The 17,620-nt window shown below is 73.0% G+C and carries 20 protein-coding genes and 1 pseudogene; 10 read left to right on the top strand and 11 right to left on the bottom strand.

Features of this window, described 5'->3' with window-relative positions; translation table 11 throughout:
* Positions 1-804, bottom strand: a pseudogene (locus tag BU204_RS14645) (hypothetical protein); the annotation flags it as partial.
* Here BU204_RS14645 and BU204_RS14640 point away from each other — a divergent pair.
* Positions 767-1,765 carry a hypothetical protein gene (locus BU204_RS14640; RefSeq protein WP_075126198.1) on the top strand — a complete coding sequence of 333 codons (999 nt, stop codon included), beginning with the start codon at positions 767-769 and terminating at the stop codon, positions 1,763-1,765. The pseudogene BU204_RS14645 and the gene BU204_RS14640 sit on opposite strands and share 38 nt — an antisense overlap.
* Positions 1,766-1,810: 45 nt before the next feature.
* Positions 1,811-2,557, top strand: coding sequence for a hypothetical protein (locus tag BU204_RS40100; protein ID WP_075126197.1), 747 nt, complete (start codon positions 1,811-1,813; stop codon positions 2,555-2,557).
* 5 nt (positions 2,558-2,562) lie between these two features.
* On the opposite strand, the gene BU204_RS14630 is transcribed toward BU204_RS40100, so the two are convergent.
* Together BU204_RS14630 and BU204_RS14625 are read right to left on the bottom strand one after the other, a co-directional pair.
* Entirely contained in the window at positions 2,563-3,732 is a 1,170-nt protein-coding gene (locus BU204_RS14630; RefSeq protein ID WP_075126196.1) for a class I SAM-dependent RNA methyltransferase, read from the bottom strand.
* Positions 3,729-5,735 carry an APC family permease gene (locus tag BU204_RS14625; RefSeq protein ID WP_075126195.1) on the bottom strand — a complete coding sequence of 669 codons (2,007 nt, stop codon included), beginning with the start codon at positions 5,733-5,735 and terminating at the stop codon, positions 3,729-3,731. The genes BU204_RS14630 and BU204_RS14625 overlap by 4 nt, the downstream gene beginning before the upstream one ends.
* Before the next feature lie 104 nt (positions 5,736-5,839).
* Here BU204_RS14625 and BU204_RS14620 point away from each other — a divergent pair, with 104 nt between their 5' ends.
* Complete coding sequence (locus BU204_RS14620) at positions 5,840-6,505, top strand: potassium channel family protein (protein ID WP_075126194.1); 666 nt, start codon at positions 5,840-5,842, stop codon at positions 6,503-6,505.
* The gene (locus tag BU204_RS14615; RefSeq protein ID WP_075126193.1) at positions 6,505-7,161 is read left to right on the top strand and encodes a potassium channel family protein; all 657 of its coding nucleotides are present in this window, start codon (positions 6,505-6,507) and stop codon (positions 7,159-7,161) included. The genes BU204_RS14620 and BU204_RS14615 overlap by 1 nt, the downstream gene beginning before the upstream one ends.
* Positions 7,162-7,167: 6 nt before the next feature.
* On the opposite strand, the gene BU204_RS14610 is transcribed toward BU204_RS14615, so the two are convergent.
* Together BU204_RS14610 and BU204_RS14605 are read right to left on the bottom strand one after the other, a co-directional pair.
* A complete protein-coding gene (locus BU204_RS14610) occupies positions 7,168-7,974 on the bottom strand; it encodes a DUF3159 domain-containing protein (protein WP_083661318.1) in 807 nt (268 codons plus the stop codon).
* A complete protein-coding gene (locus BU204_RS14605) occupies positions 7,971-8,351 on the bottom strand; it encodes an OB-fold nucleic acid binding domain-containing protein (protein WP_075126192.1) in 381 nt (126 codons plus the stop codon). Before BU204_RS14605 ends, BU204_RS14610 begins: the two co-directional genes overlap by 4 nt.
* Positions 8,352-8,503: 152 nt before the next feature.
* Between BU204_RS14605 and BU204_RS40095 the strand changes: the two genes are divergently transcribed.
* A complete protein-coding gene (locus BU204_RS40095; RefSeq protein WP_158073464.1) occupies positions 8,504-9,187 on the top strand; it encodes an alpha/beta fold hydrolase in 684 nt (227 codons plus the stop codon).
* A gap of 19 nt (positions 9,188-9,206) precedes the next feature.
* Here BU204_RS40095 and BU204_RS14595 read toward each other — a convergent pair whose 3' ends face one another.
* From BU204_RS14595 to dut, 3 genes are read right to left on the bottom strand one after another with little or no spacing between them, the layout of a single operon-like run.
* The gene (locus BU204_RS14595; RefSeq protein ID WP_075126191.1) at positions 9,207-9,827 is read right to left on the bottom strand and encodes a LysE family translocator; all 621 of its coding nucleotides are present in this window, start codon (positions 9,825-9,827) and stop codon (positions 9,207-9,209) included.
* Between the two features lie 34 nt (positions 9,828-9,861).
* Complete coding sequence (locus BU204_RS14590; protein ID WP_075126190.1) at positions 9,862-10,569, bottom strand: DUF3710 domain-containing protein; 708 nt, start codon at positions 10,567-10,569, stop codon at positions 9,862-9,864.
* 5 nt (positions 10,570-10,574) lie between these two features.
* Complete coding sequence (gene dut, locus BU204_RS14585) at positions 10,575-11,057, bottom strand: dUTP diphosphatase (RefSeq protein WP_075126189.1); 483 nt, start codon at positions 11,055-11,057, stop codon at positions 10,575-10,577.
* Between the two features lie 24 nt (positions 11,058-11,081).
* Between dut and BU204_RS14580 the strand changes: the two genes are divergently transcribed.
* Positions 11,082-11,579, top strand: coding sequence for a DUF3093 domain-containing protein (locus BU204_RS14580; RefSeq protein WP_083661317.1), 498 nt, complete (start codon positions 11,082-11,084; stop codon positions 11,577-11,579).
* A gap of 12 nt (positions 11,580-11,591) precedes the next feature.
* On the opposite strand, the gene BU204_RS14575 is transcribed toward BU204_RS14580, so the two are convergent.
* Positions 11,592-11,900: a DUF4193 domain-containing protein gene (locus BU204_RS14575; RefSeq protein WP_075126188.1), complete on the bottom strand. Its 309-nt coding sequence runs from the start codon at positions 11,898-11,900 to the stop codon at positions 11,592-11,594.
* Between the two features lie 375 nt (positions 11,901-12,275).
* Between BU204_RS14575 and cei the strand changes: the two genes are divergently transcribed.
* Entirely contained in the window at positions 12,276-12,983 is a 708-nt protein-coding gene (gene cei, locus BU204_RS14570) for an envelope integrity protein Cei (protein ID WP_075126187.1), read from the top strand.
* A gap of 46 nt (positions 12,984-13,029) precedes the next feature.
* Here the strand turns inward: cei and BU204_RS14565 are convergent, their stop codons facing one another.
* Positions 13,030-13,830 carry an inositol monophosphatase family protein gene (locus tag BU204_RS14565; RefSeq protein ID WP_075126220.1) on the bottom strand — a complete coding sequence of 267 codons (801 nt, stop codon included), beginning with the start codon at positions 13,828-13,830 and terminating at the stop codon, positions 13,030-13,032.
* A gap of 65 nt (positions 13,831-13,895) precedes the next feature.
* Here BU204_RS14565 and ppgK point away from each other — a divergent pair, with 65 nt between their 5' ends.
* Both ppgK and BU204_RS14555 read left to right on the top strand, forming a co-directional pair.
* The gene (gene ppgK, locus BU204_RS14560) at positions 13,896-14,657 is read left to right on the top strand and encodes a polyphosphate--glucose phosphotransferase (RefSeq protein ID WP_075126186.1); all 762 of its coding nucleotides are present in this window, start codon (positions 13,896-13,898) and stop codon (positions 14,655-14,657) included.
* Between the two features lie 169 nt (positions 14,658-14,826).
* On the top strand, positions 14,827-16,176 hold the full coding sequence (locus tag BU204_RS14555) for an RNA polymerase sigma factor (RefSeq protein WP_075126185.1): 1,350 nt from the start codon (positions 14,827-14,829) through the stop codon (positions 16,174-16,176).
* Positions 16,177-16,304: 128 nt separating this feature from the next.
* Here the strand turns inward: BU204_RS14555 and BU204_RS14550 are convergent, their stop codons facing one another.
* A complete protein-coding gene (locus BU204_RS14550) occupies positions 16,305-17,096 on the bottom strand; it encodes an EamA family transporter (RefSeq protein ID WP_075126219.1) in 792 nt (263 codons plus the stop codon).
* Positions 17,097-17,364: 268 nt separating this feature from the next.
* Here BU204_RS14550 and BU204_RS14545 point away from each other — a divergent pair, with 268 nt between their 5' ends.
* Entirely contained in the window at positions 17,365-17,550 is a 186-nt protein-coding gene (locus tag BU204_RS14545; protein WP_075126184.1) for a DUF7455 domain-containing protein, read from the top strand.
* The last annotated feature ends 70 nt before the right edge of the window (positions 17,551-17,620 follow it).

Raw genomic sequence — 17,620 nt, 5'->3', positions numbered from 1 at the left:
CCGGGCGAGCCAGTCCCGCCGCGAGGGCGCCGACCTGGGCCGCCACGCCGCACCCGAGCCGCCCGCCCCAGCGTCCGGCGACCCGGCCCGGCTCACCGCGCCCTCGGCCGCCGCGAGCACCCCGCCCGCCCAGCACCCCGAAGGCACCCCTGCGACGCCGGGCCCCACCCCCTTCGCGGCCATTCCGTCCCCCGCGACCCCGCCGGGCACCGAGACGAGCAGCACCCCGGCCGCACCACACACACCCGAACCCACCCCACCGGGCACCCAGCCGAGCAGCACCCCGGCCGCACCCGCCGACACCCCACCGAGCACCGCCGCCACCCCATACGCGACTGAACCCGCCCCACCGGCCACCCAGGGGAGCACCGCCGCCACCCCGCCGGCCACCCAGCCGAACGAGACCCCCGCCCCACCACGCGCGGCCGAACCCACCCCGCCGGCAACCCAACCGAGCAGCACCCCGGCCCCACCACGCGCAGCCGAACTCACCCCGCCGGCGACCCGACCGGACAGCACCCCGGCCCCGCCAGCGCCCGGATCCACCCCGCCGAGCAGCACGCCGGCCCCACCACACGCGGCCGAACCCACCTCACCGGCCACCCAGCCGGGCACCACCCCAACCGCGCCGCCAGCGCCCCAGCCGATCCCGTCGGCCACCGAGACGAGCACCACACCGGCCCCACCACCCGCGCCGGAACCGGCGAATGGCCCCACCCCCCACCCGGCCGAACCGATTCCCCCGCTCACCCCTGCCTCGCCCCACGTGGACTCCGGCACCGCGACCCCGTCGGCGGAGTTCACCGGCTCCCCGCCACCCGAGGCCGAGCCACCCGCAGCGCCCACCCCCGGACCGGACCCGGCACCAGCCACCGAGCCCACGGCGGAGCCCGCCGCCAAGACCAGCGACGGGCCTACCGCCCACCCGCCGGCCAGCATCCGCGAGGCCCCCGCCGCCCCGGCCCTGGCCAGCCTGCCGGCGCCGCCCCAGGCCCTGCGCCAACCCCGCCCGCCGGTCGACCCCCTGTCGATCTGGCAGGTGCCGCCGACCGACCCGATCCCCCGCCAGACCCCCACCCCCCGTGACACCACCCACACCGTCGCCGTCGGGCTCCCGATCGGCGGCTACCTCGCGCTCTGGCGACACGACACCCCCACCTACTGGCGGATGACCGACCCCGACACCGTCCGCGCGCGGCTCGGCGTCGGCCTCGAGCTCCGGGCCGAGATCGACAACCACCGGTTCCGGGAGGTCGCGATGCTCGGCGAGGACGGCCACACGCTGTTCCTCATGGACCGCTACCGGGACCGCACCGGCCACCTCGGCGGGATCACCACCGAGCTCGTCCCGGCCACCGAGCAGGAGGCCCGCCGGGCCGCCGACGACAAGGCGATGTCCGAGCTGTACGGCTGGCTCGGCGAGGTCGTGCTGGCCGCCGGCGAACGCGACGAGCTGGTCGCGGTCGAGGGGGGCGGATGGTCGGCCCCGGACGCGCCGGTCGTGCTGATCTCGCTGCGCACCGACGGCGAGGAGTGGCACTCGGTGGTCGAGGCCTCACCGGTACCGGTCGACGCGCCGGTCTGGCGTGACCAACAGCCCGCGGACGGCGACAGCCAGTTACTGGTCTCGCCGGCCACCGACGGGACCCTCCGCGCCGCCGGCCTCCTGACCAGGTTCGCCGTCGCGACCTGGTCGCTGCACCCCTTCCAGCTCGGTCTGTCGTTCGGTCCAAACCCCACGCTGGGTGAAGTACCGACCCGGTAAGGTCAACTCTCGCCACAGGGGTGCCCAGAGGGTGGAGAACGTGCAGTGACCGAGCCGCAGCCGGTGATGGACCAGGCCGAGCAGGACCGGTTGACCCGGCAGGTCGGCCGTGCGCTGCTGACCGTCGCCGGGCAGGACTGGGTACAGGTGCGCGCGGAGTACCGCTCCGTCGGCCGGCACGTCGAGGTCGACGTGTTCGTCACCGGGCCGGACGGCCAGAGCCGTCCCGTCCGCCCGCCGCAGGCGGTCGTCGAGGGCCTCGGCCGGCTGCGCCAGGGCATGTACCGCCCCGGCCGGGGCACCTGGCTCTCCGCCGTCTACCTCCTCGACCCGCCGAGCAGCTTCAGCGCCGAGTTCGAACCCGACGTGGAGCCCCGCTGGCGCCGACTGCCGCCCCCGATCGGCTTCGCCGACGAGCTGCGCTTCTTCCCCCGTTCCGAGGAGCACATCCCGGACTGGTTCCGGCAGCGCGCCGCCATCCCCCCGACCGGCGCCGACCGGCCCCCGCCCCCGCCGGGCGACCGGCCGCGGCAGCCGCCACCGCCACCACCCCCGGGTCAGCCACCTCGGCCGACCCCGGGCACCCCGCCGCGGGGCCAAGCCCAACCGCCCGGACACCACACCCCGCCCGGCGGCCAGCCGCGGCCGCCGGGCCCGCCTCCCCCCACCGGTCACTCCGGCCCGGGCGCGACCGGTCGGGGGCCGCACCTCGGGCGGCCGCCGCACCCACCCTCGGTGGACGGCCGGGCCCAACCCCCCGGCGGGGGACCGTATCCGCCGGCCGCCACGTAGGTTCCTCAGCCGTCGGCGGTGAGCAGGGCGACGCACTCCACGTGGTGGGTCATCGGGAACGCGTCGAACACCCTGAGCTCCGCCAGCTCGTACCCGTGCCCGCGGAACCCGGCGACGTCGCGGGCCAGTGCCGCCGGGTCGCAGGCCACGTACACCACCCGGCGCGCTCCCTGCCGCGCGATCGCGTCCACGACCGCCCGCCCGGCGCCCCGGCGCGGCGGGTCGAGCACCACCACCCGCGGGGACGGGGCGTCGGCCAGGACGTGCTCGACCCGGCCGGCGACCACCCGCACCTGCTCGAGGTCGGCGAGGTTGCGCTCGGCGAACGAGGCCGCCGGCCCGACCGACTCGACGGCGAGGACTGTTCCCGACGACCCGACCTGCGCGGCCAGCACCGAGGCGAACAGCCCGACCCCGCTGTAGAGGTCCCAGGCGACGTCGCCGGGACGCGCCCCGGACCAGGCCTGGACCACCTCGGCGTAGACGTCCGCGGCGTCCGGGTGGGTCTGCCAGAACCCGTCGGGTGCCACCCGCCAGCGGCGGCGAGCCGCCAGCTCCACCGGCTCGCCCCCGGTGACCACCCGGTCGTCCTCCAGCACGTGGGTGTGCGCCGTGGCGTCCAGGGCGACCGTCAGCGACGCACCGGGCCGCCAACGGCGGCCGACGACCGCGTCCACCGTGCCGGGTGCGGCGATGGGGCAGTCGTCCACCGCCACGACGCGGTGGCTGCGATGGGCGTAGAAGCCGGGCCGGCCCCCGCGGTCCACCGTCATCCGGCCCCGGGTCCGCCACGACAGCGGCCCGCCGGGCAGCTCCTCGACGGTCACCGGGACCGTCAGCCCCGCCAGCCGGGAGAGCTGCTCGGCCACCACGGCCGCCTTGAGCCGCCGCTGCTCTGCCGGGGTCACGTGCTGCCAGTCGCAGCCGCCGCACAGCCCTGGCCCGGAGAACGGGCACGCCGGTGCCACCCGCTCCGGCGAGGCCGACAGCACCGCCACCGCGTCGGCCCGGCAGAACGAGCCGCCGCGGTCCTCGGTGACCGCCGCGACCACCCGCTCGCCGGGCAGCGTGTGGCGGACGAACACGACCCGCCCCTCGTGACGGGCCACGCAGTGCCCGCCGTGGGCGACCCGGTCCACGGTCACCTCGAACCGCCTGCCGACCCAGGAGCTCACCGCTTGTTGTCCTTGTCCGACAGGCCGCGCCGGATCGCGCCCGGGGCGACGACCTGGTCGTCCCGCACTCGCTGCGCCGAGGCCAGCTGCCAGGGCACGCTGGTCACCATGACACCGGGCTGGAACAGCAACCGGCCCTTGAGCCGCAGCGCGCTCTGGTTGTGCAGCAGCTGCTCCCACCACCGGCCCACGACGTACTCGGGGATGTAGACGGTCACCACGTCCCGCGGGTTGTCCGTGCGCACCCGACGCACGTAGTCCAACACCGGCTTGGTGATCTCGCGGTAGGGCGACTCGACGACCTTCAGCGGCACCGAGAAGTCCTCCTTCTCCCACTGCGCGACCAGCGCTCGGGTGTCCGCGTCGTCCACGTTGACCGTGACCGCCTCGAGCACGTCCGGCCGGGTCGCCCTGGCGTAGGCCAGCGCCCGCCGGGTCGGCAGGTGCAGCCTGGACACCAGCACGATCGCGTGGTTGCGCGAGGGCAACGTCCTGGTCTCGCGGTTGAGCTCGGCTTCCCGCAGCTCCGCGGCGACCCGGTCGTAGTGCTTCCGGATCGCCGTCATCAGGACGTAGATGACGGCCATGGCGGCGATCGCGATCCACGCGCCGTGGGTGAACTTGGTGATCAGCACGATCACGAGCACGGCCGCGGTCATGAACAGGCCGAACGCGTTGACCGCGCGCGAGCGGCGCATGCGCCGCGCCACCGCCGGGTCCGGGTCGGCACGCAGCGCGCGGTTCCAGTGCCGGATCATCCCGCTCTGGCTGAGCACGAACGAGACGAACACGCCGACGATGTAGAGCTGGATCAGCCGGGTCACCTCGGCGTCGAACGCCACCACCAGGATGATCGCGAACGTGGCCAGCCCCACGATGCCGTTGGAGAACGCCAGCCGGTCGCCGCGGGTGTGCAGCTGCCGGGGCAGGAAGCGGTCCTGGGCGAGGATCGAGCCGAGCACGGGGAAGCCGTTGAACGCGGTGTTCGCCGCCAGGACCAGGATCAGCCCGGTGAAGAAGATGACCCACCACACCGCCGGGTCGAACCCGCCGAACACGGCCTCCGCGAGCTGGGCGACGAGGGTCTTCTGCTCGTAGTCGGCCGGGGCGTTCACCAGCTGGTGAGCCGGGTCCTCGGCGATCTTCGCCCCGCTCAGCGCGGCCAGCATGATCAGCCCGAGGAACATCACGATCGCCAGGACGCCCATCAGCAGCAGCGTCGTCGCGGCGTTTCGGGACTTGGGCTTGCGGAACGCCGGCACGCCGTTGCTGATCGCCTCCACCCCGGTCAGCGCGGCGCTGCCGGAGGAGAACGCCCGCAGCACGAGGAAGACCAGCGCCATCCCGCTGAGGTGGTCGCCCTCCTCGAGCAGGGTGAAGTCGGCGCTCTCCGCCCGCACGTCGTCGCCGAGCAGGAAGACCCGGGTCGCGCCCCAGACCACCATGGCCAGGATGCCGACGACGAAGGCGTAGGTCGGGATCGCGAACAGGGTGCCGGACTCGCGCACGCCGCGCAGGTTCATCGCCGTCAGCAGCACGATCGCCCCGACGGCGAACTCCACCTTGTGCGTGGCGACGAACGGCACGACCGAGCCGATGTTGGCCGCCGCGGAGGCGATCGACACCGACACCGTGAGCACGTAGTCGACCAGCAGGGCGCTGCCGACGACCAGGCCCCAGCGGGGGCCGTGGTTGACCGTGGCGACCTCGTAGTCGCCGCCGCCCGACGGGTAGGCATGCACGTTCTGCCGGTAGGACAGCACCACCGCGGCCATCAGCATGACGACGACGAGCGCGATCCAGGGGCTGAACAGATAGGCCGACGCGCCGGCCACCGACAGCGTGAGCAGGATCTCCTCCGGCGCGTAGGCCACACTGGACATCGCGTCGGAGGCGAAGACGGGCAGCGCGACGCGCTTGGGCAGCAGCGTGTGCGCGAGCCGGTCGGTGCGGAACGGCCGACCGACGAGCACGCGCTTCGCCACGGATGCGAGCTTGGGCACGGGTGTACAGCGTATGCGCCTCGCGTCACCGGTTTGGAGCAGCCACCGGTAGGTTTCACCCTGATCGGCGGGCGAGGTGCCCGGGAAGAAGGAGAGGCCCTGTCGTGCACGTGGTGGTCATGGGCTGCGGTCGGGTCGGCTCGTCCCTCGCGGCCGCGGTCGAGCGGCTCGGCCACTCGGTTGCGGTGATCGACAAGGACCGTCAGGCGTTCCGCCGGCTCGGCGCCGACTTCCACGGCCAGCAGGTCGTCGGCGGCGGTTTCGACCGCCGGGTGCTGGTGGAGGCCGGGATCGAGCGCGCCGGCGCCTTCGCCGCGGTGTCCAGCGGGGACAACTCCAACATCATCTCGGCGCGGGTGGCCCGGGAGACCTTCGGCGTCGAGCACGTCGTCGCGCGGATCTACGACGCCAAGCGGGCCGAGGTCTACGAGCGGCTGGGCATCCCCACGGTGGCGACCGTGCCCTGGACGACCGACCGGCTCATGCGCACGCTGCTGCCCGACGGCGTGGCCTCGGCCTGGCGGGACCCCACCGGCAAGGTCGCGATCGTCCAGGTCCCCGTGCACGAGGGCTGGGTGGGGCACACCGTGGACACGCTGGAGCGCGCGATCGGCGCCCGGGTCGCGTTCGTCATGCGTTTCGGCACGGGCGTGCTGCCCAAGCCCAAGACCGTTGTGCAGGCCGACGACCAGGTGTACGTGGCGGCGCTGTCCGGCACGATCTCCGATGTCACCAACGCAGCGGGTCAACCGCCCGAGGAGGCGTCCTGATGCGGGTCGCGATCGCGGGAGCGGGCGCCGTCGGCCGCTCCATCGCCGCCGAGCTGGTCGCCGGCGACCACCAGGTGATGCTGATCGAGCGGCAGGAGGCCCAGTTCGAGCCGCACACGGTCGAGCAGGCCGAGTGGGTGCTGGCCGACGCCTGCGAGCTGGCCTCGCTCGAGGACGCCGGAATGCACCTGTGCGACGTGGTCATCGCCGCCACCGGCGACGACAAGGTGAACCTGGTCGTCGCGCTGCTGGCCAAGACGGTGTTCGCCGTGCGGCGCGTGGTGGCCAGGGTGAACGACCCGGCCAACGAGTGGCTGTTCACCGAGGCCTGGGGGGTCGACGTCGCGGTGTCGACACCCAGGATGCTCGCGGCCATGGTCGAGGAGGCGGTGTCGGTCGGCGACCTCGTGCGGTTGCTGACGCTGCGGCAGGGACAGGCCAACCTGGTCGAGCTGACGCTGCCCGAGGACACGCCGCTCGCCGGCCGGCCCGTGCGGGACGTGCACCTGCCCCGGGACGCCGCGCTGGTCACGATCCTGCGCGGCGGCCGGGTCATCGTCCCGCAGCCCGACGACCCGCTCGAGGCGGGTGACGAGCTGCTGTTCGTCGCGCCGACGAACGTCGAGGACGAGATCCGCCGGGCCCTGGGCTACTGAGGGCGCTCAGGCGCCCTCGGGCGCCTGATCACCGCCGTACTTGGCCCGCAGCCGGGCCTCGGCGGCACGCTCCTCGGCCTCCCTGGCCTCGGCCGCGGCCTCGAGGTCCTGCTGCCGGTGCCCGGCCGCCCGGACCGCCCAGACGGTCACCACCAGCGCGACCGCGGTCAGCGGGTAGCCCATGGCGATCCTGGCGAAGGCCAGCCAGCCGGTCTGGTCCTCGTCGTAGAGCCAGCTCTGCACGACGTACCGGGCGGCGAACACCAGGACCCAGGTGAGCGTGGCCACGCTGTAGGCGCGGACGGCCTTGCGGTCGGTGCGCCAGAGCATCCCGTGGCCGTTGAGGAACGTCCAGATCACGCCGACCAGGGGCCAGCGCACGAGCACCGAGACCGCGAACACGCCGCCGTAGACCAGGCTGGCCCAGATGCCGAACAGGAAGAAGCCCTTGGCCGAGCCGGTCCGGTAGGCGAAGAACGCCGCGATCGCGACGCCGAAGAACCCGGAGATGGCCGGCTGCAGGGGCTCGCGGCGGACCAGCCGCCAGACGGTGATCGCGACCGCGGCGCCCAGCGCGCTCCAGATCGCCGGGCCGAGCCCGAACAGCGAGTTGACCAGGATGAACACCAGCACCGGGATCGTGGAGTAGACGAGCCCGCTGACGCCGCCCATCTGCTCGAGCAGGGTCGGCTGCTTCTCGGTGCCGGAGTCGGCCGCGGCGCGCTCGACAGCGGACTTCTCGGCGGCGGATTTCTCGGTGGCGGATTTCTCGGTGGCGGATTTCTCGGTGGCGGAACTGTCAGATGGGGTCATGTAGCCGTCTGCAACTCGTAGTAGGGGTTGTAGAGCACCTTCTGCCCGTCCCGCATGGCGATCCGGCCCTGTGCCTTGATCGTCCGGCCGGGCTCGATGCCCGGGATACGGCGGCGACCGAGCCAGACTAATGTCACGCCCTCGGTCCCGTCGAACAGCTCCGCCTCGAGGGTGGCCACGGCGTCACGCGGGCTGAGCTCGACCGAGCGCACCCGGCCGAGAACCGTCACCTCGTCGCCCGAGCGGCAGTCGCAGGCCTTGCGGGCCCCGACCGCCTCGACGTTCTCCGACAGGTTCTCGGCGTCCAGCTCGTCGATATCGCTCGTGAGCCGCCTGACCAGGCGGCGTATCGGACCGCGTCCGGCTCCGGTGCCCATGCTGACGCTCCAGTCGCTGGGGGTCGGTCCCCGAGACCCGACCCGTACTACAGACCAGCGTAACCACGCGGAGCAGCGCTGGGTGGAGGATCTTCGACGTGAATGTCTCGGTTCGTCCGTTCACCGGGGACGACGCTCCACGATCCGCGATTATGCTGCCCGGCACCGGGTCGGACGACGTGTTCGTCAGATCTGTGTTCGAGATCCCCCTCGCCGCGGTCGGTGTGCGGACGCTGGCGCCCGCCCCCACCCCGGGGGCGGAGCTGGCGCGGGCCTACCTCGCCTCCCTCGACCAGGCAGCGCGCGAGGCGCCGTTGCTGGTCGGGGGCATCTCCTTCGGTGCCCACCTGGCCGCCGAGTGGGCCGTTCGCAACCCGAGGCGCTGCGCGGGGCTGCTGCTCGCGCTGCCCGCCTGGCTCGGCGACCCGGGGGTGGCCCCGGCCGCCGTCTCCGCCCGGCTGTCCGCGGCGGAGGTCCGGGCCAGGGGCGTGGACGGCGCGCTCGCCGGCGTCGCGGCCGACGCGCCGGCCTGGGTCAGCGCGGAGCTGGGCCGGGCCTGGCCGCGCTACGGGCGGGAGCTGGCCGACTCGCTGGAGCTTGCCGCCGCCCGCCCGGCGCCGACCGAGGAGCAGCTGCGGGCACTGGACGTGCCGGTCGGCATCGCGGCCTGCACGGACGACCCGATCCACCCCGCGGGGACGGCCGGGGCGTGGGCGGCCGCCCTGCCCAGGGCGGTCGTGCGCAGCACCCGGTTGGCCGTCGTGGGTCGGGACCCGGAGTCGCTCGGCCGGGCCGCCGTACTGGCCTGGCTGCATGCGGGCGGCCGGCCCGCCTGAGCGGTCCCCCTCGGTCCCCTCAGCCCCGTTCGGCCACCGCCAGGGCCCCGCCGAGGCCGATCATGGTGAGCCCGCTCGCCACCCGCTCCCGGGTCCGCCAGCGCGGGTTGCCGAGCAGCCGGCTGGACAACGCGCCGGCGAACACGGCCACCACCAGGTCCACCACGACGGTCATGGCCACCGCCACCAGCCCCAGCACCACGAACACCACCGGCGCCGGCGCGGTCTCCGGGTGGACGAAGTGGGGCAGGAAGGCCAGGAAGAACAGCGCCGTCTTGGGGTTGAGCGCCTCGACGAGAATGCCCTGGCGCAGCGCGCCCGGGCGCGGCGCCGGCTCGGCCTCCGGCACGGGATGCCGTTCCAGCAGCGCCCGGACCCCCAGGTAGACCAGGTAGGCGGCGCCGGCGAGCTTCACCACGGTGAACGCGGCGGCCGAGGTCGCCAGCACCGCGGAGAGGCCGAAGGCCGCGGCGACGACGTGCGCGGACGCCCCGATCCCGTTGCCGACGACCGAGCGCACGCCCTCGGCGCGCCCGCCGCGCAGGCTGCGTGCGAGCACGTAGAGCACGCCCGGCCCGGGCAGGAGCGCGAACACGGCGGACGCGGTGAGGAACACCAGCCATTCGGCGGAGGTGGGCATGGCCCGAACCTACAACGGCGCCGGTCGCCGGAGCTCAGGAGATCCCGGCCTGGCCCCTGATGTGCGCGGCGAGCGCCGGGGGCAGCTGCAGCGGCAGCGGCATGCCGACCGGCATCGGGACCTCCCCGCGGACCACCACCGTTCCGCGCACGAGCTCGTACAGGGCGGCGGCGGCGTTCTCGGCCCGTTCCGGCGCCGAGGTCGCGACCGCGCGCATCATCCAGCGGGGCCCGTCCACACCGACGAACCTGTTCACCTCGCCGGGGAAGGAGACCAGGAGCTCCTGGCCCCAGGCCCCGGCCGCGCTGTGCACGGCGGCGCCCTTGGCCCGCATGTCCCTGGCGAGGTCGCCGCACCACTCCTCGCGCCACAGCTCGGCCGAGCGCGGCGCGGCGAACACGCCGACGGTGAGGACGCAGATGTCGGTGATGAGGTAGGCCTCGTTCGCCGTGCCGTCCGGCCTCATCCTGACCTTGAGCTCCGACTGGCCGGCGGTCACCGGCAGCCGCAGTGCCCCGAGGTCGATCCGGGGCACGCCGTCCTCCGGGACGTCCTCGACGTCGTAGGGACCGGCGTCGTCGAACAGGTCCCCGCCGACCTCGCCGGCCTCGTGGTCCCCGTACTCGTCCTCGTACCCGTCCTCGTACCCATCGTCGTACCGGGCGTCGGAGTCCGCGTAGTCCCCGTCCACCCGGAACGCCTCGTCCTCGAGGTCGCGCCTGCGACGTCTGAACAGTCCCACCTGAGCTACTCCTCGGCCCCAGACACGGCCGACCCGGTCAGCAGCGAGTGCCCACCGGTCGACCCGTAGCCGCCCGCCCCCCTCGACGACGCGCCCAACTCCGCCACCTCACGGAACACCGCGTGCTCGACGCGTTGCACCACCAGTTGGGCGATCCGATCCCCGCGACGCAACGTCACCGGCTCCCGGAGGTCGTGGTTGACCAGGCAGACCCTGATCTCGCCGCGGTAGCCGGCGTCGATGGTGCCCGGGGTGTTCACCACGCTCAGCCCGACCCGGGCGGCGAGACCGGACCGGGGGTGGACGAACGCGGCGTACCCGTCGGGCAGCGCGATCGCCACACCGGTGCCGACCATGGCCCGCTCGCCGGGGGCTATCCGCACGTCGGAGGTCGTCACCAGGTCGGCCCCGGCATCGCCGGGCCGCGCGTAGGCCGGCACGGGAACGCCCGGGTCGAGCCGGGTCAGCAGGACCTCCACGCTGGACATGAGCGGCGAGACTACCCTGGTGTCGTGAGCGAGACTTCCCCTGGTGCGGACGCCGACGCCGGCGCCGCCACCACCGGCGGCCCCCCGCGCTACTCCGAACGGCTGTACGTGACCTGGTACTGGTGGCTCCTGCCGTTGGTCGGCGCCGGGCTGCTCGCGGCGGAGGTCCACCTCGGCTACCCGGGGGTCCGCGCGTGGCTGCCCTACGTCGTGCTGCTCCCGCTCACCGCGCTGCTCATCCACCGTGCCGGGCGCACCCTGGTCGAGGTGCGGGACGGCGAGCTGTGGGTCGGGCCAGCGCACCTGCCGCTGGAACACGTCGGCGAGGTCCAGGTGGTGTCCGAGAAGGACAAGCGCCGGGTTCTCGGCCCGCACCTGGACCCCGCCGCGTACGTGCTGCACCGGGGCTGGGTGGGCCCTCTGGTCAGGGTGCGGCAGACCGACCCCGAGGACCCGACCCCGTACTGGGTGTTCAGCACGCGGCGCCCCGACCGGGTGGTCGAGGCGCTGCGTACCCGTTGACCCGCGCGTCCGTCAGGCGCAGTCGCGGCAGATGTACTGCCCGCTGCTCTCCTCGGCCAACCTGCTCCTGTGGTGCACCAGGAAGCACTTGGAACAGGTGAACTCGTCGGCCTGCTTCGGCACGACGCGGACGGTGAGGTCCTCGCCGGACAGGCCGGAGAGATCCGCACCGGGCAGCTCGAAGCTCTCCGCGGTCTCCGACTCGTCCACGTCGACTACCCCGGACTGGTTCTCGTTCCGACGCGCCTTGAGCTCTTCGAGAGAGTCCTCCGCGAGGTCGTCGGCCTCGCTGCGGCGTGGCGCGTCGTAATCGGTGGCCATGGTCCAGCACCCCCACTTCAGGATTGTTCGTGCCGCTGGTCAACGTTCAGGCGCTCCAGTTTGTGCCCGCGTCTCACGTGACCGAGGTCTCGCGCGACACGCCGGCACGCCAGACCCGTCGGAATCGATTCGCCAGAACATCCGATGACTGGAGCCCGCAGAGGGTAGCCCATGGATCCGCCGGCATCCAGCAGCTCACTCGGTCGGGTGTGTCAGCGGCTCGGCGTCGTTCTCGACCGGCCATGACTCAATCTCGACACGATGCGCCTTCAGGAGCCGCCCCGCCCCGCCGAAGAAGCGGGAAACGCCTAGGCTGACCAGCGTCGGGTACTGGGGTGTCGGAGGGGTCTTTTTCGGACCGGAGGAGGCGGAGCGGTGGCGTCCGGAAACGTGTGGCCGAGCAACGGCCCGCAGCGCTATCGGAAGCGGCGTCCACTGCCCGCGTTCATCCTGATCCTGGTGCTCGGCATCGCCGCCACCATGGTCTGGCTCAACGTGATGTCCACCGAGCGGGAGGCGACGGCGAACGCGACGCACTGCGACCCGCCGGGGCCCGCACCGGCTCAGAAGACCACGCCGTCCACGCCGCCGACCACGCTCGGCAAGGCCCTCGACTACACCTCGCTGGACCGCACCGTTCCCGCCCCGCCCCGACAGGTCCTGGTCAGGGTGGTGAACGCGAGCACGACGAAGGGCGCTGCCCGGATCGTCACCGAGAGCCTGCGGCAGCTGGGCTTCGAGCAGGTCGCCAAGCCAACGAACGACCCGCTCTACGGCAACACGATGACCTGCCGCAGCCAGATCCGCTTCGGCCCGCAGGGCACCGCGGCGGCCAGGACGCTGAGCCTGGTCGAGCCCTGCGCGCAGCTGGTCCGCGACGAGCGCAAGGACGCCACGGTCGACGTGGCGATCGGCGAGGACTTCGACACCCTGCGCCCGAACTCCTCGGCTCGCTCGGCGCTGGAGAAGCTCGAGCAGTGGGCCGAGGAGCACCCGGAGACCAAGGGCGGGCTGCAGGCCAACGGCCCCCAGCCGGAGATCGACGGCGCGTTGCTGACCGGCGCGCGCGACGTGCGCTGCTGAACAGGGCGAGTCCGCAACGGTTCCGGTCGATGGGCCTCGTACCGGGTCAGACCTCCCCGTACCCGGCCTCGGACAGGGCCGTCCACAGCTCCTCGGCGATGCCGGGGGCCGCGACGAACGTGAGGCCGTCGGCCGAGGCCGGCAGGCGCACGACCGCGCCGGCCTCCTCGGCGATCAGCGCTCCGCCCGCCCAGTCCCACCGGTTCAGGCCGTGCTCGAAGTACCCGTCGAGCCATCCGGCGGCGACCGCGCACAGGTCCAGCGAGGCGGCCCCGGCCCGCCGGATGTCCCGCACCCGGCCGAGCAGCCGCGACACCGCGACCGCCTGCCTGGCCCGCCGCTCGACGCGGTAGGCGAACCCGGTGCCGACCAGGGACAGCTCGAGCCTGGTCGCCGAGGACACCCGCAGCGGGCGCCCGTCCAGGAAGGCGCCGCCGCCCCGGACGGCGGTCCACCGCCGGCCGGAGACCGGCTCGACCACCGCCGCCGCCACCGACTCGTCGCCGACCTGGGCCGCGAGCGACACCGCGTACCAGGGGTAGCCGTAGAGGTAGTTCACGGTGCCGTCGATCGGGTCCACCACCCACCGCACCCCGTCGCCGGGGTCTCCGGAGGCGCCGGCCTCCTCGCCGAGCACCGGCTCGCCCGGCCGCAGCTCGGCCAGCCGGTCGCGGACCAACCGCTCCACCGCGAGGTCCGCGGCGGTCACCACGTCGGTCTCGCTGGACTTGGTGTCGACGTCCTCGATGGCGCCGTCGCGGGCCCGTCTGGCGAGCCCCGCGGCCTCCTCCGCGACCACCAGCGCGATCTCGAGAAGGTCTCCCTCTGCAACACCCACAAGACCTATCCGACCACACCCGGCTAAGGTCCGGGGGACGGTGAGCTGAATCGAGTACGAAGGGATCCGTGGGGATGGGCGCAACCCTCGGCTTCGGCGTGGACATCGGCGGTTCGGGCATCAAGGGAGGCGTTGTCGACCTCGATGCCGGGAAGCTGCAGGGCGAGCGGTTGCGGATCCCGACACCCGACCCCTCCAAGCCGGACGCGGTCGCCGAGGTGGTCAGGCAGATCGTCGACGAGTTCGGCTGGACCGGCAAGGTCGGCGTCACCCTGCCCGCGGTGATCAAGAACGGGACCGTGGCCACCGCGGCCAACATCGACAAGGACTGGATGGGCACCGACGCCGCCACGCTGTTCGCGCAGCGGCTGGGCCGCCAGCCGGGGGACGTGGTCGTGCTCAACGACGCCGACGCGGCCGGAGTCGCCGAGATCACCTACGGCTGGCCGCAGGACCGCGAGGGCGTGGTCATCCTGCTGACCTTCGGCACCGGTATCGGCAGCGCGTTGTTCCGGGACGGCACGCTCGTCCCCAACACCGAGTTCGGCCACCTCGAGGTCGACGGGCACGACGCGGAGACCCGCGCGGCCGCCTCGGTCAAGGAGGAGAACGACCTGTCCTGGGCGGACTGGGCCAAGCGGGTGACCCGGTACCTGCGCAGCGTCGAGGACCTCATCTGGCCGGACCTGATCATCGCCGGTGGCGGGGTGAGCAAGAAGGCCGACAAGTGGCTGCCGCTGCTCGAGGTGCGCACGAAGGTCGTCGCGGCCGAACTGCGCAACGACGCGGGCATCGTCGGGGCGGCCCTCGCCGCCCGCCAGGGCCACCACGGGTGACACCGTCCCGGCGAGGGACGGATCTTTCGCCGGGGCGCACCCCTTCCGGGGGATCGTCGTTACAATGGAACGGTACCCGCGACACACAGTGTCCCGGGTCTTTCCCGAAATCCGGATGACCAGAGTGTTGTCCCTGGTCCCCGTGATAGACCGCAGCGAAAGGGCGTACGTGGCAGCCGCACGAACCGCAACCCGACGCTCCACCGCCTCGGCGGGCGACGCCAAGCCGGCGGACGCCCAGCCGGACACCGAATCGACCGAGAAGCCTGCCTTGAAGACCGCGACGAAGAAGCCGGCCACCCGGGCGCCCCGCAAGACCGCGGCCAAGTCCGCCGGCGCCAAGAAGACCAAGGCCGGTGAGACCACCAAGAAGGCCGACGGGGCGGGTGCGGAGCCGGACGGCGACGAGCCCGATCTCGAGTCCCCCGATCTGGAGGACCTGGAGGACGTCGAGGTCGACATCGTCGAGGAGCCGGTGGCCGAGGAGGAGCCGGCCGAGGAGAAGAGCGGCAAGGAGACCAAGGACGGCGACTTCGTCTGGGACGAGGAGGAGTCGGAGGCCCTGCGGCAGGCCCGCAAGGACGCCGAGCTCACCGCGTCCGCGGACTCCGTCCGCGCCTACCTCAAGCAGATCGGCAAGGTCGCGCTGCTCAACGCCGAGGAGGAGGTCGAGCTCGCCAAGCGGATCGAGGCCGGCCTGTACGCGGCGGAGCGGGTGCGCAAGGCCGAGGAGGAGTCCTCGGAGAAGCTCGCCCCCCAGATGCGCCGCGACCTGCGCTGGATCGTGCGCGACGGTGAGCGGGCCAAGAACCACCTGCTGGAGGCGAACCTGCGGCTGGTGGTGTCGCTGGCCAAGCGCTACACCGGTCGCGGCATGGCGTTCCTGGACCTGATCCAGGAGGGCAACCTGGGCCTGATCCGCGCGGTCGAGAAGTTCGACTACACCAAGGGCTACAAGTTCTCCACCTACGCCACGTGGTGGATCCGCCAGGCGATCACCCGCGCGATGGCCGACCAGGCCAGGACCATCCGCATCCCGGTCCACATGGTCGAGGTCATCAACAAGCTGGGCCGCATCCAGCGCGAGCTGCTCCAGGACCTCGGCCGCGAGCCGACGCCGGAGGAGCTGGCCAAGGAGATGGACATCACCCCGGAGAAGGTGCTGGAGATCCAGCAGTACGCCCGGGAGCCCATCTCGCTCGACCAGACCATCGGCGACGAGGGCGACAGCCAGCTCGGCGACTTCATCGAGGACTCCGAGGCCGTCGTCGCGGTCGACGCGGTGAGCTTCACGCTGCTGCAGGACCAGCTCCAGTCGGTGCTGGCCACCCTGTCCGAGCGCGAGGCCGGCGTGGTCCGCCTCCGTTTCGGCCTGACCGACGGGCAGCCCAGGACCCTGGACGAGATCGGCCAGGTCTACGGCGTGACCCGGGAGCGCATCCGTCAGATCGAGTCGAAGACCATGTCCAAGCTGCGCCACCCCTCCCGCTCCCAGGTCCTGCGCGACTACCTGGAGTGAGACCGCTCCTCACGGCACCCCGAACGCCCGTCGGCCCCGCGCCGGCGGGCGTTCGGCGTCTCAGCGGCCCCGGGTGACCTCGAGGCGCGGTGGAGCCCAGCTCGAGGCCCGGTCTGCCACCGGGGACCTCAGAGCGGCTCGGGACGGGCCGGCTCGCGGGAGCGCATGGCCAGCCCGCCCACGACCGCGAGGATCCCCAGTGCCTCCGGCAGCGTCGGCACCTGCCGCAGCACCACCAGCCCGATCACCGTCGCCGTCACCGGCAGTAACGCCAGCAGCAACGCGAACGCCGACGACCCCAGCCGGCGCAGGACCACCTGGTCCAACACGTACGGCACCACCGTGGACGCGACACCGACCCCGATTCCCAGGAACAGCAGCCGGGGCGAGGTCCACACCGGCCCGGTCCCGAACGCCAGCGGCACCAGCAGCACGGTGGCGGCCGCGAACCCGACGGCCAGGCCGTCCACGCCCAGGCCCACGTCCGCCACCCGCTTGCCCAGCACGATGTAGCCGGCCCACAGGACAGCCGCCGCGAGCGCGAACAGCACCCCCAGCGTGCTGCCGGCCCACTGCACGTCCGCGATCAGCACCACGCCGGCCACGACCAGCAGCAACGCCGTGACGTCCCGGCCCGTCCGCGACCCGAACGCGGCCACCAGCACCGGCCCCACGAACTCGAGCGCGACGGCCGTCCCCAGCGGCAGCCGGGCGATGGCCTCGTAGAAGGCCACGTTCATCCCCGCCGTGACCAGACCGAACACCACCGCCAGCCAGAACACGCGGCCGCGCCAGGCGTGCCGGCCGGGACGGCGCCAGGCCAGCAGCACGAGCGCGGCGCCGAACTGCCGCAGCCAGGCCACCCCCGCCGGGTCGAGCTCGTCGAACAGCCAGACCGCCGCCGCGGCGCCCAGGTACATCGACACGCCGCCGACCACGAAAAGTAGCGGCGCCGGCACTCTCGTGCCGCTTAGCACACGACCAAGTGAGTTCACCAGCAGATCCTGTAGTGGACGAGTACAGATGCGACAACCGGGTTAAATCTCTCGTTGAGCGAACTCTTAATGCCGCCGGGAACACTGACGATCGCTCGAACGTCTGGAAGAGTAGAAGGCGCGAGCACCTCATGGTGATCGCAGCCGGAGACGGCATCGGGTCCACCGGTGCCGGGACGGAGGGAGATCGACCATGAACACCACACTCGCCCGCCCCGACCTGACCGCTGCCGACCGCTGCGACCGCTGTGGCGCCGCTGCCCAGGTCCGCGCCGTACTTCCCTCCGGGGGCGAACTCCTCTTCTGCGGTCACCACGCCCGCAAGCACCAGGAGCGCCTGCGTGAGATGTCGGCCAACATCCAGCACGGTCAGGCCTGATCACAACGACGCTCGGAGGGCGGGACCCGGTCGACCGGGTCCCGCCCTCCGCGTTCGGACCGGACGAATC

It is taken from the genome of Actinophytocola xanthii, from assembly GCF_001921205.1.
Classification (GTDB): domain Bacteria; phylum Actinomycetota; class Actinomycetes; order Mycobacteriales; family Pseudonocardiaceae; genus Actinophytocola; species Actinophytocola xanthii.
This window is presented reverse-complemented; position numbering and strand designations above follow the sequence as displayed.

Coding starts and splice junctions, on each gene's coding strand:
- BU204_RS14575 (WP_075126188.1), bottom strand. CDS start 11,900: ATGGCCACCGATTACGACGCGCCACGCCGCAGCGAGGCCGACGACCTC.
- BU204_RS14605 (WP_075126192.1), bottom strand. CDS start 8,351: ATGGGCACCGGAGCCGGACGCGGTCCGATACGCCGCCTGGTCAGGCGG.
- BU204_RS14545 (WP_075126184.1), top strand. CDS start 17,365: ATGAACACCACACTCGCCCGCCCCGACCTGACCGCTGCCGACCGCTGC.
- BU204_RS40095 (WP_158073464.1), top strand. CDS start 8,504: ATGCTGCCCGGCACCGGGTCGGACGACGTGTTCGTCAGATCTGTGTTC.
- BU204_RS14550 (WP_075126219.1), bottom strand. CDS start 17,096: ATGTACCTGGGCGCCGCGGCGGCGGTCTGGCTGTTCGACGAGCTCGAC.
- BU204_RS14615 (WP_075126193.1), top strand. CDS start 6,505: ATGCGGGTCGCGATCGCGGGAGCGGGCGCCGTCGGCCGCTCCATCGCC.
- ppgK (WP_075126186.1), top strand. CDS start 13,896: ATGGGCGCAACCCTCGGCTTCGGCGTGGACATCGGCGGTTCGGGCATC.
- dut (WP_075126189.1), bottom strand. CDS start 11,057: ATGTCCAGCGTGGAGGTCCTGCTGACCCGGCTCGACCCGGGCGTTCCC.
- BU204_RS14595 (WP_075126191.1), bottom strand. CDS start 9,827: ATGCCCACCTCCGCCGAATGGCTGGTGTTCCTCACCGCGTCCGCCGTG.
- BU204_RS14610 (WP_083661318.1), bottom strand. CDS start 7,974: ATGACCCCATCTGACAGTTCCGCCACCGAGAAATCCGCCACCGAGAAA.